Source organism: Corynebacterium sp. HMSC08D02 (assembly GCF_001807505.1).
Classification (GTDB): Bacteria; Actinomycetota; Actinomycetes; order Mycobacteriales; family Mycobacteriaceae; genus Corynebacterium; species Corynebacterium pseudogenitalium.
In genome coordinates this window covers 204,128-219,671 of record NZ_KV789236.1, presented here as the reverse complement: position 1 = coordinate 219,671, position 15,544 = coordinate 204,128, and the positions used below count along the sequence as shown (strand labels likewise).

The 15,544-nt window shown below is 64.6% G+C and carries 16 protein-coding genes; 12 read left to right on the top strand and 4 right to left on the bottom strand.

Going from position 1 to position 15,544, the window contains the following annotated elements:
• Nucleotides 1-23 precede the first annotated feature (23 nt).
• From HMPREF3170_RS02140 to HMPREF3170_RS12025, 6 genes are all read left to right on the top strand, one after another.
• Entirely contained in the window at nt 24-356 is a 333-nt protein-coding gene (locus tag HMPREF3170_RS02140; RefSeq protein ID WP_070477452.1) for an ArsR/SmtB family transcription factor, read from the top strand.
• A gap of 41 nt (nt 357-397) precedes the next feature.
• Nucleotides 398-1,300, top strand: a complete 903-nt coding sequence (locus HMPREF3170_RS02135) for an AEC family transporter (RefSeq protein WP_070477450.1) — start codon at nt 398-400, stop codon at nt 1,298-1,300.
• Nucleotides 1,301-1,337: 37 nt separating this feature from the next.
• Nucleotides 1,338-2,327: a substrate-binding domain-containing protein gene (locus HMPREF3170_RS02130; protein ID WP_070477448.1), complete on the top strand. Its 990-nt coding sequence runs from the start codon at nt 1,338-1,340 to the stop codon at nt 2,325-2,327.
• Nucleotides 2,324-3,370 (top strand): ABC transporter permease, encoded by a 1,047-nt coding sequence (locus HMPREF3170_RS02125; protein WP_070477446.1) that lies wholly within the window; start codon nt 2,324-2,326, stop codon nt 3,368-3,370. The genes HMPREF3170_RS02130 and HMPREF3170_RS02125 overlap by 4 nt, the downstream gene beginning before the upstream one ends.
• Nucleotides 3,371-4,129 (top strand): ATP-binding cassette domain-containing protein, encoded by a 759-nt coding sequence (locus HMPREF3170_RS02120; RefSeq protein WP_070477445.1) that lies wholly within the window; start codon nt 3,371-3,373, stop codon nt 4,127-4,129.
• Between the two features lie 162 nt (nt 4,130-4,291).
• The gene (locus HMPREF3170_RS12025) at nt 4,292-4,423 is read left to right on the top strand and encodes a hypothetical protein (protein ID WP_255365778.1); all 132 of its coding nucleotides are present in this window, start codon (nt 4,292-4,294) and stop codon (nt 4,421-4,423) included.
• A 118-nt stretch (nt 4,424-4,541) separates the two neighbouring features.
• On the opposite strand, the gene HMPREF3170_RS02115 is transcribed toward HMPREF3170_RS12025, so the two are convergent.
• Both HMPREF3170_RS02115 and HMPREF3170_RS02110 read right to left on the bottom strand, forming a co-directional pair.
• Nucleotides 4,542-5,783 carry an MFS transporter gene (locus HMPREF3170_RS02115; RefSeq protein WP_070477443.1) on the bottom strand — a complete coding sequence of 414 codons (1,242 nt, stop codon included), beginning with the start codon at nt 5,781-5,783 and terminating at the stop codon, nt 4,542-4,544.
• Complete coding sequence (locus HMPREF3170_RS02110) at nt 5,780-7,402, bottom strand: ABC-F family ATP-binding cassette domain-containing protein (RefSeq protein WP_246814891.1); 1,623 nt, start codon at nt 7,400-7,402, stop codon at nt 5,780-5,782. Before HMPREF3170_RS02110 ends, HMPREF3170_RS02115 begins: the two co-directional genes overlap by 4 nt.
• A gap of 282 nt (nt 7,403-7,684) precedes the next feature.
• On the opposite strand from HMPREF3170_RS02110, the gene HMPREF3170_RS11650 reads away from it, so the two are divergent.
• From HMPREF3170_RS11650 to menE, 3 genes are all read left to right on the top strand, one after another.
• Nucleotides 7,685-7,822, top strand: a complete 138-nt coding sequence (locus HMPREF3170_RS11650; protein WP_168161606.1) for a hypothetical protein — start codon at nt 7,685-7,687, stop codon at nt 7,820-7,822.
• A gap of 81 nt (nt 7,823-7,903) precedes the next feature.
• Entirely contained in the window at nt 7,904-9,118 is a 1,215-nt protein-coding gene (locus HMPREF3170_RS02105; RefSeq protein ID WP_070477439.1) for an ATP-binding protein, read from the top strand.
• A 6-nt stretch (nt 9,119-9,124) separates the two neighbouring features.
• Nucleotides 9,125-10,252, top strand: a complete 1,128-nt coding sequence (gene menE / locus HMPREF3170_RS02100) for an o-succinylbenzoate--CoA ligase (RefSeq protein ID WP_070477437.1) — start codon at nt 9,125-9,127, stop codon at nt 10,250-10,252.
• On the opposite strand, the gene HMPREF3170_RS02095 is transcribed toward menE, so the two are convergent.
• Nucleotides 10,249-11,088 carry a glycosyltransferase gene (locus tag HMPREF3170_RS02095; RefSeq protein ID WP_070477435.1) on the bottom strand — a complete coding sequence of 280 codons (840 nt, stop codon included), beginning with the start codon at nt 11,086-11,088 and terminating at the stop codon, nt 10,249-10,251. The two genes, menE and HMPREF3170_RS02095, sit on opposite strands and share 4 nt — an antisense overlap.
• 39 nt (nt 11,089-11,127) lie before the next feature.
• Between HMPREF3170_RS02095 and HMPREF3170_RS02090 the strand changes: the two genes are divergently transcribed.
• From HMPREF3170_RS02090 to HMPREF3170_RS02080, 3 genes are all read left to right on the top strand, one after another.
• Nucleotides 11,128-12,039 carry a 1,4-dihydroxy-2-naphthoate polyprenyltransferase gene (locus tag HMPREF3170_RS02090; RefSeq protein ID WP_070477773.1) on the top strand — a complete coding sequence of 304 codons (912 nt, stop codon included), beginning with the start codon at nt 11,128-11,130 and terminating at the stop codon, nt 12,037-12,039.
• Between the two features lie 254 nt (nt 12,040-12,293).
• The gene (locus tag HMPREF3170_RS02085) at nt 12,294-12,707 is read left to right on the top strand and encodes a hypothetical protein (protein ID WP_070477433.1); all 414 of its coding nucleotides are present in this window, start codon (nt 12,294-12,296) and stop codon (nt 12,705-12,707) included.
• A gap of 113 nt (nt 12,708-12,820) precedes the next feature.
• Complete coding sequence (locus tag HMPREF3170_RS02080) at nt 12,821-14,113, top strand: hypothetical protein (RefSeq protein ID WP_070477431.1); 1,293 nt, start codon at nt 12,821-12,823, stop codon at nt 14,111-14,113.
• On the opposite strand, the gene HMPREF3170_RS02075 is transcribed toward HMPREF3170_RS02080, so the two are convergent.
• Nucleotides 14,110-15,417, bottom strand: a complete 1,308-nt coding sequence (locus tag HMPREF3170_RS02075; RefSeq protein ID WP_070477429.1) for an HtaA domain-containing protein — start codon at nt 15,415-15,417, stop codon at nt 14,110-14,112. The genes HMPREF3170_RS02080 and HMPREF3170_RS02075 overlap by 4 nt on opposite strands.
• Between the last annotated feature and the right edge of the window lie 127 nt (nt 15,418-15,544).

The window sequence follows — 15,544 nt, the reverse complement described above, 5'->3', positions numbered from 1 at the left end:
GTCAATATGAGAAGGTAGAAGTCATGCACGAACAATCCCCCGCCCCAGACTGCTGCTCACTCGGCTCCGGCCCACTCCCCCCAGAAGACGCCGAGCGCTACGCGGCCCTGTTCAAAGTGCTGGCAGATCCCGCCCGGCTGCGCCTCCTCTCCCGCCTCGCCGCAGAAGGGTGCGAGCCGATGAGCGTGACCGCGCTTACCGAGTATTCCGGGCTCAGCCAACCGACGGTCTCCCACCACCTCAAGAAGCTTGCCGAAGCCGGACTACTCAAAAAGTCCCGAACAGGCCGAACCGTCACGCACGAAATCTGCCCGGCTCCCTTCGCGGAACTGCGCACCGTCCTTCAGATGGACTAGGCGCCAGTTTCACAGGCGCGTAGCCACTACACTCAGTCGGCATGCTTGACGTTCTGACTGGTTTCGCCATCATCTTCACCGTGATCGCGGCGGGCTGGTGGCTTGCCCAGAAGAAGGTGATCGGCCCGGGTGAGCAGCGGCTGCAGCTCAACCGCATCGCGTTTCATGTGGCAACGCCGTCGTTGATTTTTTCGTCGGTGGCGGTCTCGGACACGGATGCGTTCTTCTCCCCGGTGATCCTGGTGATCGCGATCGCGACGGTGACCACGATGCTGATTTATTGGGCGATCAGTGCGGTGTGGTTCAAGCAGGATGCTGCGGAGACGATGGCGGGGGCGGCGTCGTCGAGTTATTACAACTCGGTCAATATCGGATTGCCCATCGCCACCTATGTGCTGGGGGATCCGACGTACGTGATTCCGGCGCTGGTGTTGCAGATGGCGGTGCTCTCCCCCATCGTGATCGCTGGCCTGGACCGTGGGGCGTCGGGGGTGCTGAAGTCAGTGATTGCGGGGTTGAAGGCGCCGGTGGTGGTTGCGGCGTTTGCGGGGTTTGCGGTGTCGGCGTCGTCGTGGACGGTGCCGGAGCCGGTGCTCGCCCCGCTGCAGATTCTGGGTGGCGCGTCCATCCCGATGATCCTCATGAGCTTCGGCGCCTCGCTCACCGGGGAGAAGGTGCTGCAGAGCCAGCGCTTAGCGACGACCACCGCTACCATCCTCAAGCTGATCGGCATGCCGGCCGTAGCGTGGGTAGTGGCGTCGCTTCTGGGCCTGACCGGCTCCGATATGTACGCGGCCCTCATCCTGTGCGCGCTGCCGACGGCGCAGAACGTGTACAACTACGCGGCGACGTACCGCTCGGGGGAGGTGATCTGCCGGGACACCGTCTTCCTCACCACGTTCCTGTCACTGCCTGCGATGTTATTGATCGCGGGGGTGTTCTAGCCTTGACAAACATGGTGCGGTGGATCACACTCGTACAATGGCTAAGACACGGACTACATTTTTTGCCGCAGCACTGATGGCTGCGGCGCTGCTTGTTGGGTGCTCTTCAACAGGCGGCGCACCCCGCTCCGAGAACACTGAAGGGACCGCTGGTGGCGTCGATACGCCGAGGTACGTGGTGGCCATGGTCACGCACGGTGCGCCGGGCGACACCTACTGGGACCTCGTGCGCAAGGGCGCGGAGGACGCGGCGAAGAAGGACAACATCGAGCTGCGCTACTCCTCCGACCCGCAGGCGCCGAACCAGGCGAACCTGGTGCGCTCGGCGGTGGACGCTGGCGTCGACGGCATCGCCGTGACCATGCCGAACGCCGAGGCAATCGGCCCTGCGGCGCGCAACGCTGTCGACCGCGGCATCCCCGTCGTCGGCCTGAACGCCGGTATGGGCAAGTACCAGGACTACGGGATGACCGGCTTCTTCGGCCAGGACGAGTCGGTGGCGGGCAACGCCGCTGGCGAGCGCCTCAAGGAGGAAGGCAAGTCGAACGTCCTGTGCGTCATCCACGAGCAGGGCAACTCCTCCCAGGAAGCGCGCTGCGACGGCGTCCGCAAGGGCCTCGATGGCAACGTCGAACTGCTCTACGTCAACGGCCAGGATCTGACGTCCGTGCAGTCCACCATCACCTCGAAACTGTCGCAGGACAAGAGCTTCGACACCGTCTTCGCCCTCCAGGCGCCGGTGGCGATGCGCGCGACGGAGTCCGTGAAGCAGTCCGGGTCCAAGGCGCAGGTCGCCACGTTTGACACCAACGCCGAGCTTGTCGACGCCATCGCCGACGGCCGTGTCGCCTTCGCCGTCGACCAGCAGCCGTACCTGCAGGGCTACCTGGCCGTCGACTCACTGTGGATCGCGAAGCGCAACGGCGGCACCCTAGGCGGCGGCCGCCCCGTCTACACAGGCCCGAGCTTCGTAGATAAGGACAACGTGGACAAGGTCGCCGAGGCAGCGAAGGCGGGCATGCGATGAGCGCGGCAGTGAGCGAAGGGGCGTCGACAAGCGATGACCGGCTACGAACGCACACTGGCTTTTCCAAGCTCATCCGGCGCCCCGAGTTCGCTTCGATGCTGGGCTTCATCGCGATCTTTGCGTTCTTCCTGACCGTCGCCCCCGCGTTCCGCTCCTTTGAGGCGCTCGCGACCACCTTGTACGCGTCCTCGACGCTGGGCATCGTGGCGCTCGCGGTGGGGCTGCTGATGATCGGCGGCGAGTTCGATCTTTCCTCCGGCGTCGCCGTGACCACGGCCGCGTTGGCCGCGACGATGCTGAATTACAACCTGCACCTCAACTCGTGGGTTGGCGCGTTCATGGCGCTCGGGATCTCGCTGGCGATCGGCGCGCTGAACGGCTACCTGGTCACCCGCACGGGCATCGATAGCTTCCTGATTACGCTGGCGGCGTTTTTGATGCTGCAGGGCCTCAACCTAGCGGTGACCAAGCTGGTGACCGGCCAGGTGGCGACACCGATCATCTCCGACATGGAGGGTTTCCCGTCGGCGCACGTGGTGTTCGCGGGCACCTTCGACATTGGCGGCGTCACCTTGAATGTGACGGTGCTGTGGTGGTTGCTGCTCGTCGCGATTGCCTCGTTTGTGCTGTTCCGCACGAAGTTCGGCAACTGGATCACGGCGGTCGGCGGGGACCAAAACGCCGCGCGTGCCGTGGGCGTGCCGGTGCGTCGGGTGAAGATTCTGCTGTTCATGGGCGTGGGCTTCGCGGCCTGGTTCGTGGGCATGCACACCCTGTTCGCCTTCGACTCCATCCAGGCAGGCCAGGGCGTGGGCAACGAGTTTCTCTACATCATCGCTGCCGTCATCGGCGGCTGCGCTATGACGGGCGGGCGCGGCACCGCGGTGGGTACCGCGATCGGCGCGCTGATTTTCGGCCTGACGAACCAGGGCATCGTCTACGCCGGCTGGAACCCTGACTGGTTCAAGTTCTTCCTCGGCGCAACACTGCTGGTCGCCGTGTTTACGAATATGTCCTTCGCTAAGTACACCAAGGGGCGCTAAGTGGCTGTCATTGAACTGAAGAACATCACCAAGTCCTACGGCAGCTTCGATGCGCTGCGCGGGGTGAACCTCGCAGTGTGTGAAGGGGAGGTCACTTGCGTGCTCGGCGACAACGGCGCCGGCAAGTCCACGTTGATCAAGATTCTCGCTGGCCTGCACCAGCCGACCTCGGGCGAAGTGCTTATCGACGGCCAGCCAACCACCTTCACCTCCCCCCGAGATTCGATCGATACCGGCATCGCAACGGTGCACCAGACGCTGGCGATCGTGGATGAGCTCAGCGTGTGGCGCAACTTCTTCCTCGGCCAGGAGCTCACCGGCCGCTTCGGCGTCCTCCGCGACGCCGAGATGAAACGCATCTGCGCCGAGCAGCTGCGCGAGATGGGCATCGACATCCCCGACGTCGAGGTGGACGCCGGGAACCTTTCCGGCGGCCAGCGCCAGGTCGTGGCCATCGCACGCGCGGTGTACTTCGGCGCCCGCGTGCTCATCCTGGACGAGCCGACCGCGGCGCTTGGCGTGAAGCAGTCCGGCGTGGTGCTGCGCTTTGTCGCCGCCGCCCGCGACCGCGGCATCGCCGTCGTCCTGGTCACCCACAACCCGCACCACGCGTTCCTGGTCGGTGACCACTTCACCATTTTGAAGCTGGGCCGCCAGGAGCTCGACGCCCCACGGGCCGAGGTCACCTTGGAGGAGTTGACGCACCAGATGGCTGGCGGCGGGGAGCTCGAGGCGCTGAGCCACGAGCTGGGCCGGTAGCGGTAACGACTTTTTCTGACACGGATCGCTTCGCCCCCGACATCGGCAACGTCACGTGGCGCGACGCCATCGGGGTGCTTGCGGGCCAGCGCACCCTGCTGCCAGACATGGCAGAGGAGGTGTTCGCCCGTAGCCGGGCATGGCTCGTGGACGTGTTTATTTGTGGGTTGCTGGCGCAGGCCGAAGGATCGTCGCCAAGCAACCTCCCCCTCCGCCACCCACTACCGCGACACCGTGTTTTTGACCATCTTCCTGGCGCTGCCGGCCATGCTGCTGATCGCCGAGGTGTTCTAGCTGTACTGACCTCAAACGTTGGTCAATCGTGAAAACCCAGTGCAACCAGCCGCCGAGCTCGCCGCGGTAGCAAAGCGGTGGAGAGGTGTGAGGATGATGTTCGTGTGTCTTAGGTCTCTCATGCCTCGGCCAGCGTCTTCTGCGGCATCTTGAGTTGACCCAGGGCTAGGAGCAGTGCTGCCATGGCCAGTGGCACCAGGCCGGCGGTGATGAACAGAGTCCTGGAGTCGATGAAGCGGCTGAAGAGTCCGGTGAGAGCGATGGACAAAGGCATGAAGGCGATGGAAATGAAGAAGTCGAGGCTGGCGACCCTGCCGAGCATCTCCAAGGGGACGTGCTCTTGGAGCACTGTTCCCCAGATGACCATCCCGATCCCGATCAGCGCCCCGTAGAACGCGAGTCCTGCACCGATGGCCCATGGATTGCTGGTGAGCGCCGGAATGGACAAGAACAGACATCCGAGCGCCCAAACGCCGACCATTGCGGGCAGGAAGCGTTCCGGTGTGCGCCACGACCCCGCCAGCAGGGAGCCCACCAACCCGCCCGCGCCGAGGGCAGCCAGGACGGCCCCGTAGAGAGCAGGTCCATTGTCATGCGAGGAGCGCATAAGAGCGGGTAGGAGGACTTCGAGTGGTCCGGTCACGACCAGTCCCATAACGGCCGCGAACAGGACACTGGAGCGGACCCAGCGTGTGCGGGAAACGTAGCGGAAGCCATCGAGCAGGTCGGTGATCGGTGAGTCGGCCGCAGCGTCAGCATCGGCCTCCGTTTCGGCACGGGTGGGGGTGGGAAGCCGCAGGGCCGCGAGCAGGCCAAGTCCGATTGCTGCTGCGATGAGGTACCCGCCAGCGGCGGGCATGCTTGCGCCGATGACCGCTCCGACGACGGCGGGCGCAAGTGCCTGTCCGACCAAGGGACGGGTGGCGCCTTCGAGGCCGTTGACGGCCATGAGGTCGTCGCTATCCACCAGGACTGGCACCAGTGCCGTGTAGGCGGGGAAGAAGAAGGCGGTTGAAGCGCCAATGATGAATGCGGAGACCGCGAGCATCCAGAAGGTGACAAAGTCGAGGATTGCTGCTGTGGACGTCGCGGTCGCGATGGCGAGGTTCAGGGCGAACACACCCACGATGACGGACTTGTTGGGGATCCGGTCGGCAATTACGCCAGCTGGGAGGGATCCCACAAGCAGGCCGATGCCGCTCCAGGCCACGACACCCGACAGGGTGGCGGGCGTGGCGCCCAGGTCGAGGGTCTGCATGGTCAGGTAGAGGGCCCAGGCGCCCTGGGCGAAGATGGTCAGCACCATCGCTACGAACAACTGGCGGTACGTGGGGATGGTCAAGGGGTGAAGCGGGTTCATAGCATCTCCTTCAAGTCAAGGTTCAGATGGGGCCAGTCGGTAAAGTCGCGGAGCATCTGCCGGTCATGGGTGGCGACGATCACCGCGCAGGAGGCCTGTTGAAGCTCGGTGGTGATGTCGTCGACGAGGTTCGATGACAGATGATTGGTGGGTTCGTCCAGGAGCAGCAGGTCTGGGTCCTGGGCCAGACACATGGCCAGGTGAAGTCGGCGTTGCTGTCCTTGCGACAGGCGCCCCACGGGCGTGTTGGTTGCAGAGGCCTCGAGCAGCCCGAGCGAGCCGAGAGTAGGCGCCTGAGATCGGCGGCCCAGCTTTGTTAGGTACGCCTCGTAGACCTCGTGTGCGGAGCTGGAGTGATCCCAGTCGGAGACCTCTTGAGACAGCAGAGCGATGCGCGCTGTCGGGTTCACTCGCACATGTCCCGTGGTGGGGGCCAGACGCTGTGCAAGAACTGCCAACAAGGTGGACTTTCCCGCGCCGTTTGGTCCGGTGACCACCAACCGGTCACCGCCGTCCACGTCAACCGACACCGGAGTGTCCAACCGGTCCTTCACAGTAACTTCGGTGGCGTTCATGATGCTCTGTCCGGCACGAGTTGTCGAGGCGGGCCACGCTAGACGCAGTGGCGGTGCCGGCACGTCGATCTCATGACGTTCCAGGTCTTCTATACGTCGGTTGAAGGCTTGAACCACTCCAGCAGCGCGTGTGGCGCGTTGGTGCTTGCCTGTGCCCTTGTCAGGTCTCCATCCCCCCTGAGACAGGCGGGAGCGTGCCTCGGCTGCAGCGCGTGTCAGTTCCTTGTGCCGGGCGACCTGGGCGGCGTGGTCCTGTTCCCACACGAGGCGTTCTCGTCGGCGACCTTCAATCCAGCCTTGGTAGCCACCCGAGTAGGTTCGCGGCACGGCATCTCGGGTCGGGTCGAGATCCAGGAAGGTGGTCGCCACATCACACAGCAGGGCGCGGTCGTGACTGACCAGAGCCAGACCACCGGGGTGATCACGCAGTCGTTCGGTTAGGAAGGACAGTCCTGCAGCGTCGAGGTGGTTCGTGGGCTCGTCCAGCAGGAGCAGGTCAGGGGTCGATCCAAGTGCGACGGCAAGCCGGACCCGGTACCGTTGCCCGACCGACAAGGTCGACAGTTTGCGGGCGCGGTCGCTGCAAGCGTCAAAGCCTGCAAGTGCGATGTCCACGCGCCTTTCTGCATCCCAGGCATCCAATAGCGTGGCGGTCTCGAGCGCTGCGGAATAGGCATCGGCCGCGTCGTTTCCTGCGGCGAGTGCTGCGCTCGCCACGTCGAGTGCCTCAAGTGCAGCCCTGGAGGGAGCTGTCGCTTCGGCGATGAGATCGCCGACGGTGCGGTTGCCCTCAGTGGGCATGTCCTGCTTGACCAGGACGAGGGAACCCATCTGGGTCACTACTCCCGAGTCAGGGGTCAGGAGCCCCGCCAAGATATGGAGCAAGGTGGTCTTACCACGGCCGTTGTCGCCGACGATCGCCAGGCGTGAGCCGGCGGAGACGGTGACATCCAGCCCGTTCAGGAGGTGCCTGTCTCCCAAGGTGATGTGGATTGATTCGGCACGGATGTGTGCGACTGGCCCGCGGGGCGTTCCATTCCACACACATGACCGCAAGGTTGGTGTAATTGGCATTTCGTACTCTCAGCTCGTCATGGAGCCGGGCAGCACTAAATGACCGCCCGGCAGATGGCCAGGACGGCAGACGAGAGGTCAGAAGGGGTCCCGCCGCCGTCAGCGGGCGGAACGCAGCTTCATGGAAGCGATGCCTGAATACATGAGGCAGAGCTTACCCAGCGTGGCGGATCCCGACAAATTAATTACAACCTCCGGTCAATACGTCTAGTCCGCTTGACGCACCCGAATGCGGTGGTTCACACTTTGGCAATGAAGAAGTCCAGGAAGGCGGTCGTTTCGGTGTTATGCCTTGTTGTGGCGGTGTTGGGCGAATGCTCGCCGACAGGCGGAGGCGCCATCGCTGGCGGCGGGGAGCTCGAGGCGCTGAGCCACGAACTGGGCCGGTAGCTGCGCGGGCAGCTGCGCGGTTTCAAGTATATCTGAAACTCTTGCCTGTTTTGGAGATAGTTTCCGGTATACTCGAAACTCATGAGAGTCCTGCACCCGAGGCAGCAGTACCTGGATAACCTGCTGGCAGTCACCGATAACGATTTCGTACGCATCATCACCGGCGTGCGCCGCTGCGGGAAGTCGACCCTCCTGGAGTTGTACCGCCGCCACCTGCGCGAGCACGGCACCCCGGAAGACGCCATCATGGTGGTCAACTTCGAGGATCAGGCCAACGCCACACTGCGGAACCCGACCACCTTCCACGACACCGTTACGCAACGGCTCGCACAGGGGCTGCGCTACCTCCACGTTGACGAGGTGCAGGAGCTGAAGGACTGGGCGCGCGTGATCAACTCACTGCGGCTCAACGAGCAGCTGGAGATCTGCGTCACCGGCTCCAACGCCTCCCTGTTCGTTGGCGAGTCGCTGACCTATCTAGCGGGGCGCTACATCGAGATCCCGATGCTGCCACTTTCCCTGGCGGAATTCATGGAGTTCCGCTACCCAGCGGACGCACGCCCTGGGCTTGATCACGCATTTCAGGAGTGGGTCACTATCGGCGGCTTCCCCGCCACGGTGCAGCTCGCGGACCCGGTGGTGATTCGTCAGGCGAACTCCTCCCTCTTCGATTCCATCTTTACCCGCGACATTTCGCTGCGCGGCCAGATCCGCGACACCGACGCTTTCCTACGTGTGGCCCGTTTCCTCTTCGATAATGCAGGTAACCCGGTGTCTACGAATCGCATCGTGGGCCACCTCAAGCACGAGGGGCTCAAGGCGTCGAGCGAGACGGTCGACCGCTACCTCGGCCTGATGTCGGACGCGCACCTTATTTATCAGTGCCGGGACTACGACACGAAGGGCAAGCGATGGCTGAGTACGAACGGTAAGTTCTACTTCGTCGATCCAGGTCTGCGCACAGCCCTGCTGGGCTCTCGCGCTTTTAACTTCGGCCACGACTTGGAAAATATGTTCTACCTGGAGCTTCGCCGCCGCGGCTACCAGGTTTCCACCGGCAAGGTGCCCGGTGGGGAGATCGATTTCATCGCCAATGATGGACAGCGCACACTCTACATCCAGGTGGCGCTCACGGTTACCGAACCCACAACGCTCGCGCGCGAACTCGCGCCGTTCGACACACTGCCCGCCGGATCCCGCTGCATCCTTGTAACGACGGATCGCTTCGCCCCCGACACCGGCAACGTCATGTGGCGCGACGCCATCGAGGTGCTTGCGGGCGGGGCGCTAGACTAACGCTTCGTGACGAAGCTGCTGGAACTCCTGCCCGTTAACCCTGCCGATCCGTTGGCGATCCTGCCTGCCCTCGAGGAGGCCCTGACCGGCCAGCGCGCCCTGCTGCCGGTGCCGACGAACGACCCGGCGCGCGCCAACCTGCTGCGCAACGCACAGGGTGTGGGTGAGCCGATCGACGACGACGTCGCCCTCGTGGTAGCAACCTCCGGGTCTACGGGCACCCCGAAGGGTGCGCTGCTGACCCCGACGAACCTGATTGCCAGCGCGGACGCCACCCACCAGGCGTTGGGCGGGCCGGGCCAGTGGCTGTTGGCGATGCCGGCCGCGTTCATCGCGGGCATCCAGGTGTTGGTGCGCAGCATGGTCGCGGGTGTCGAACCCGCCTTCGTGGACCTAACCCACGGGTTCCACGTTGATGAGTTCGCGGCGCGCACCGCGGAAATCGCGACGACCGGGGACCGCTGCTACACCGCGCTGACCCCGCTGCAGCTGGATAAGGCGATGTCCACGCTCACCGGGATTGACGCGCTGCGCAGTTTTGACGCGGTGCTCGTCGGCGGGGCGGCGACGAACCCGACGCTGCTGGATTCGGCGGCGAAGCTGCGCATCAACGTTGTCACGACCTACGGTTCCTCGGAGACCTCCGGCGGCTGCGTCTACGACGGCACTCCCATCGCCGGGGCGAATGTGCGCATCCGGGACGGCCGCATCTGGTTGGGCGGGCCCATGGTGGCGCGCGGCTACCGCAACCAGCCCGCGCACCCCGACTTCGCCGAACCGGGGTGGTTCCGCACCTCAGATGCAGGCCAGCTTCACGACGGCCACCTGACGGTCGAAGGGCGCGTCGATAATGTGATTGACTCGGGCGGGTTGAAGCTGCAACCGGAGGTGCTGGAACGGTTCTTGCTGGGTGTGCCCGGCGTTGCGGATGTGTGCGTGGTCGGCGTGCCGGACGAGCGTTTCGGGCAGCGGATCTGCGCCGCGTTCGCGGGTGAGGCGCAGGTGCCGGACGTGATGGATGCGCTGCAGGATGTGCCGCGTTGGCAGGTGCCGAAGGAGCTCAAGCGCGTCGCGGCGCTGCCGTTGCTGGGGCCGGGCAAGGTCGACCGGGCTGCAGTGCGCGAGTTGTTCTAGCGCGCACCGACCACGGCGCGGATGTCCTCGGCGCTGTAGCTCGCGGCGAGCTGGGCGTCGTTGCCCCCGCGCAGGTTTTTGCGCACCAGCGCCACCGACTGCGAGCCCGGCACCAGCGGAAACTCCTTCGGTTTGTCGAAGACCTGGCGCACATAGTGTCCCGAGCGCACCGCGCACATGTTGAGCCAGACGTCGTCGGCGCTGGGGGCTGCGCGCAGGAAGGCGTCACCCTGGGCGGCCACGAAGTCCACCATCGCGGGCGGGTACGCCACCCCGGACACGCCGGTGGCGAAGTGCCGCGGGCTCGGCGCGGTAGTGCGCACACTGCGCCACTGCGTATACGGCGCAAACCCCTCGCCCACCAGCGCGATCTCGTGGGCACGGTAAGCTGTCACCGCCAACGGGTCCACCACCAGCTTCTCGACGAACCACCTCGGGTACAACACGTCATCATCCACCGTGATCACGCTCGTCCCCGTACCCGCGAGCTGCCGGAACGTACCGTAGTACTTGGTGTGCGGGCCGTAGTGTCCGTCGGAACGCCGCACCTGCAGGCCGCACTGCACCAGCTCCTGCAGCGGCTCGGGCCAGGGCGCGTGGTAGTCGACGGCGTCGAGCCACAGGATGGTGGGCACGCGGCGAGTCCCCACCAACAGCGATGCGAGGGTGTGGTGGACCGTCGATAAGCGGGTGCCGTGCGAGGTCAGGCTGATCACGGTATGCCCCGCGGCGGGAAACTCCAGACGCCCAGAGCGCACCGCCAACCGTAACGAGGGCAAACGCGCCACCGCGCCTATCGACGCCACCGCCTGCCGCGCCGCATAATCGACCCACATGGCGCACCACTTTAGCCGACAGGCCCGACACGGGGCATGATGGAAACCATGAACGCACAACCCAACCTGCACGCGTGGTGGGAAGCCTCCCGCCCGCATACCTGGCCGAACGCATTCGCGCCCGTCATCGCCGGCACCGGCGTCGCCGCCTTTACCGCGCAGGCCCACCTGGGCCGCGCCCTGCTTGCGCTGCTCGTGGCGTGGGCGCTGATCATCGGCGTGAACTTTGCCAACGACTACTCCGACGGCATCCGCGGCACCGACGACGACCGCTCCGGCCCCACACGCATCACCGCCAGCGGACTTGCCGAGCCGAAAGATGTGAAGCTGGCCGCCTTCGTCGCGTTCGGAGTCGCCGGGCTGCTCGGCATCATCCTGTCCGCGTTGGCCGGGGCGTGGTGGCTAATCCTGGTCGGCGCGGCCTGCATCGCGGCCGCCTGGTTCTACACCGGCGGCAACAACCCCTACGGCTACATCGGACTTGGCGAGGTCAGCGTCTTCATCTTCTTCGGCCTCGTCGCCGTGATGGGCACCGAGTTCGTCCAGACCGGGTTCCTGTCCTGGGAAGGCCTGCTGGTCGCGGTGGCGGTGGGCGCGATCTCCGCCTCCGTGAACCTAGTCAACAACATCCGCGACATCCCCACCGACTCCGCCTCCGGCAAGCAGACCATCGCGGTCCGCCTCGGCGACAGCCGCGCCCGCACCCTGTTCACCGTCCTGACCTGCGTCCCGTTCGTAGTCAGCGTGCTGTTGGCCCTGGTGTACGCGCCGGCCCTGGTCGGACTGGTGGCGCTCCCCCTGGCGATCGCCGCCATCTTGAAGGTTCGCAGCGGCGCGACCGGCACCGCCCTCATCCCGGTCCTTGGACTCAACGGCAAGGCCATGCTGGCCTGGGCCGTGCTCACGGCTGTTGCGCTGGCGTTCGGCGGGATGGTCGTGCCGTACGCGTAGGGCTGGAATTCACTGAGGTTTGCGATATTCTGCGCGATTTCACGCTACTAAAACCTAGATTGTAGTAACAGGATGGTAGTAATCCTCGAAAATGCTTGCTAAATGGGGATTACTACCATCCTGTTACTCCCATTTGCAAAAATCGCGGAGGATCCAGCTATTCTCGCGCCAACCCAACATGGCTGCTACGCTCGGAACCATCTAATCGTATGCCGATTCCCATACCTTTTGTTTATACGTTTGAAGGCGTTCCCATGAAGCGTCGCATTACAGCCGCAGCCCTGGCTGGCGCTACCGCACTTTCCCTCGCCGTCGCCCCGACCACGCAGGCAGAAGAGAACCCAGACATCCTCGACACGCTGGATAAGTTTGATGGCAAGGTGCAGGAGGTCGAAAAGAAGATCCGCACGAAAGCCGAGCGCTTCGAGCTCCGGGAGATCCTGCAAGAAAAGGGCACCGGCGCCGCACCAGATACCCAGGCCACCCGCGACTGGGTGTACGGTTCCGTGGAGAACGGTTCCTCCGCCGAGGAGGCCTACCGGGCCACGCAGGTCGGTTGGATCCTAACCTGGATCGCCGTTGCTACAGCGGACCTGGGAGCCATCGGCTACGGCGCGAAGGCCGTCGGCGTACTGCCCCCGCAGGTTGCGCAGGCGCTGCCGTTCTAGAAGCGGCTCCAGCGCAGGAGTGGGCGTCGAAAAGCGTGCAAACCGTTGCACACAATAGCGATAGACATTTAAGATAAGGCTAACCTAAGTTAACCAATGAGGGGAGTCTCATCTTGAACGTATCCACACGGCGCCGCGCCACAACGGGCGCTGCACTATTCGCCCTGCTCAGCCCCAACGTTGCGGTCGCGCACGCCTTCCCAACTATCGACGCCGCCACCGCCCCCGGCTGCACCGGCGAACTCGACACGCGGCACCCGAACCTCGGCGTGCAGTTCGACGTCACCGGCCCCGACACCATCGACCCAACCAAGGACATCACGTTCAAGTTGAAGGGGTCGGGGATCAACCCGGCGTCGACGCCTGGGGCGTCCAACGGCGTCTACGTCGTGCTCACGCCGACGCGGGTGTGGCGCCTCAACCACTGCTCCACCATGACCGGCGACGGCGACGCGCTCGTCGCTCGCTGGATCCCCGCCGCCGTGATGGAAGACAACGGCGGGAAGCTGGACCTCGACCTGCTTGTGGAGGCAAACACGCTGCAACCGGGGCAAACCTACACGGTCGGGATCATGGCGGCGCACGCCCTGGCACTCAGCGAGCGCTACTTCGATCGCGGCGTCACGTTCAAGGTGCCGTCGGTAACAACAGACCACGTAGCGACGCCATCCAACGTCCGCGGCGAGATCGACCAGCAGCACAACGTCACCGTCGCGTGGGACTACTACGAGTCCGTCCCCGGCACCGCGTGGCGCGCCCAGATCGAGTGCGTCGAACACTGCACCAGCGCCAAAACCCTACGCAGCCTCGACCTTTCCGACCCCAACGCCCGCACCGCCAAGTTCGACGACGCCGACCCCGGCGTCTACCAAGCCTCCGTCAACGCCAGCCGATGGGTCAACGGCACATTCGTCACCACGGACTTCGGGACGTCGACGCGCTTTGTCGTAGGGGACGTCGATAAACCAATCAGCCAGCGACTGTACGCGGCGGGCATCGCGCACGAGTACGGCGAATACGTGGCGCCCGGCACCGATGTCACCCTGGCGAGCCCCCTGAACACGAAGGCGAAATGGTCGGTGACCGGGGTGAAGGACTACACAGTCGACCCCGCGACGCAGGCGCTGCGCTTCACCATGCCGACCAACCCCGTGCAGGTCGAAGTTGCAGAGGCCAAGGAGGCGCCGACGACCACTCCGACCACCCCAACTTCGACGACCACTGCGCCTGCAGCGCCTACCGTACCTGCTGAGCCTGCAGAGCCCACTACCCCTGCTGCCCCTACCAAGTTCCCGGCTTGGGGCGCGGTGCTGATCGCGGGCGGGGTGGCCCTACTCGCCGTCGTTGCTGGCCTGGCTACCCAGTCCCCCGTGATCGCGGCGCTACTGAAGCACCTGCAGCGTTAGATCTTCGGCAGGATGCTCGCCGCGAGCGTATGCAACGCGGCGAACCCACCCAACAGCGTGGCGATGACCCCCAGCACAATCGCCACAATCGACTCCGGGGCCATGCCCTGCTGCTGCACCGACGGCATCTCGACCGGCGGCAGCACCGTCCCATCCGTCAGCGTCACGACGAGCTTGCCGTCCTTATCCGTCTTCACCGACGCGATACCGCGACCGTCCTTGCCGTTGTTGCCATTTGTGCCTGCGGCGCCTTCCTTGCCTGGGGCGCCGTCTTTTCCTGCGGTACCGTCGCGTCCATCCTTACCGTCTCGACCGGCAGGCGCGTCGCGGCCGTCACGACCATCGTGACCGTCCTTACCATCAGCACCGTTGCGGCCGTCCTTGCCGTCCTTCCCCACCACTTTGCCGAGGTCCTTGGTCGTGCCGTTGGTGAAGGTCAGGATCAGGTGGCCGTCACGGTTAATCGAGGCATCGCGGATGCCGCCTTCTGGCTGCTGCCCTGGCACTGGTGCCGGTTCCGGCTCGGCAGGCTTCTCGGGCTTCTCGCCGAGCTCCAGCGTCACAGCAAACGGCGCCGGCTTCTTCTGGTCCTCCCACCTGCTCCCGGAGTTGTAGAACCACGACCGCACCGAGTCCGTCACGTTGTTCACCAGCTCAGTCGGCCATGCATCCGGGTAGGAAATGTCCTCATCCCGCTTATAGACGACCCCTTCGTACTCCGGCGTCGCCCCCACCGTCACTGTCTTGCCATCGACGGCAACGTTGGCACCCTTGAACGTCGCGACGGTGACCCGCTTCGCTTCCTTATTATTTGCTGCCTGGTTCGGGTCCGCCGAACTCACGACCGCCGTAATCTTACCTGCACCCTCCACATCGACTTCGAGTGCGAAGTCCTTGAACGTGATCGTTTGCGCGCCGTTAATCGTGTAGGTCACCTGGCCGGTCCACTGCACCGACAGCGCTTTGGTGTCCTCGTCGACCCAGCCGGTCGCCTTCGTCAGCTTCAGGCTCCCATTGTTCGGCTCGGACTCGTCCACCGGGACGACGGAGACTCCCTCCCCTTCCACTGCGGCGTCCCACAGCAGGGCGCGTTTGCTCAGTTCCCACTCCAGGGTTTGGGATTGGGCGTCAGCAAGCGGTGTTGACCCAGCTGGCTGAGCCGCGGCGACGGACGCGGCGGCCGTAGTGTCAGCCTCCTGTGCTTGGGCAGGGACGGCCAGCGGCGCGACGGCGAGACTTGCCGCGAGCACAACCGCGGGCAGCACTGGCAGCGTGGCGTAGATCCTGCGTTGGGACTTCTTCATAAGGTTCACCCTCCTCGTAGAAATATTAGGCTTGCCTTACCTTAGTGCAATATATGGTTTGGAGTAAAGGTTTCCGGGCAGATTTTGAGGCGTTTCTGGGGCGTTCGTTCCCGTCGCTTCCGTTCCC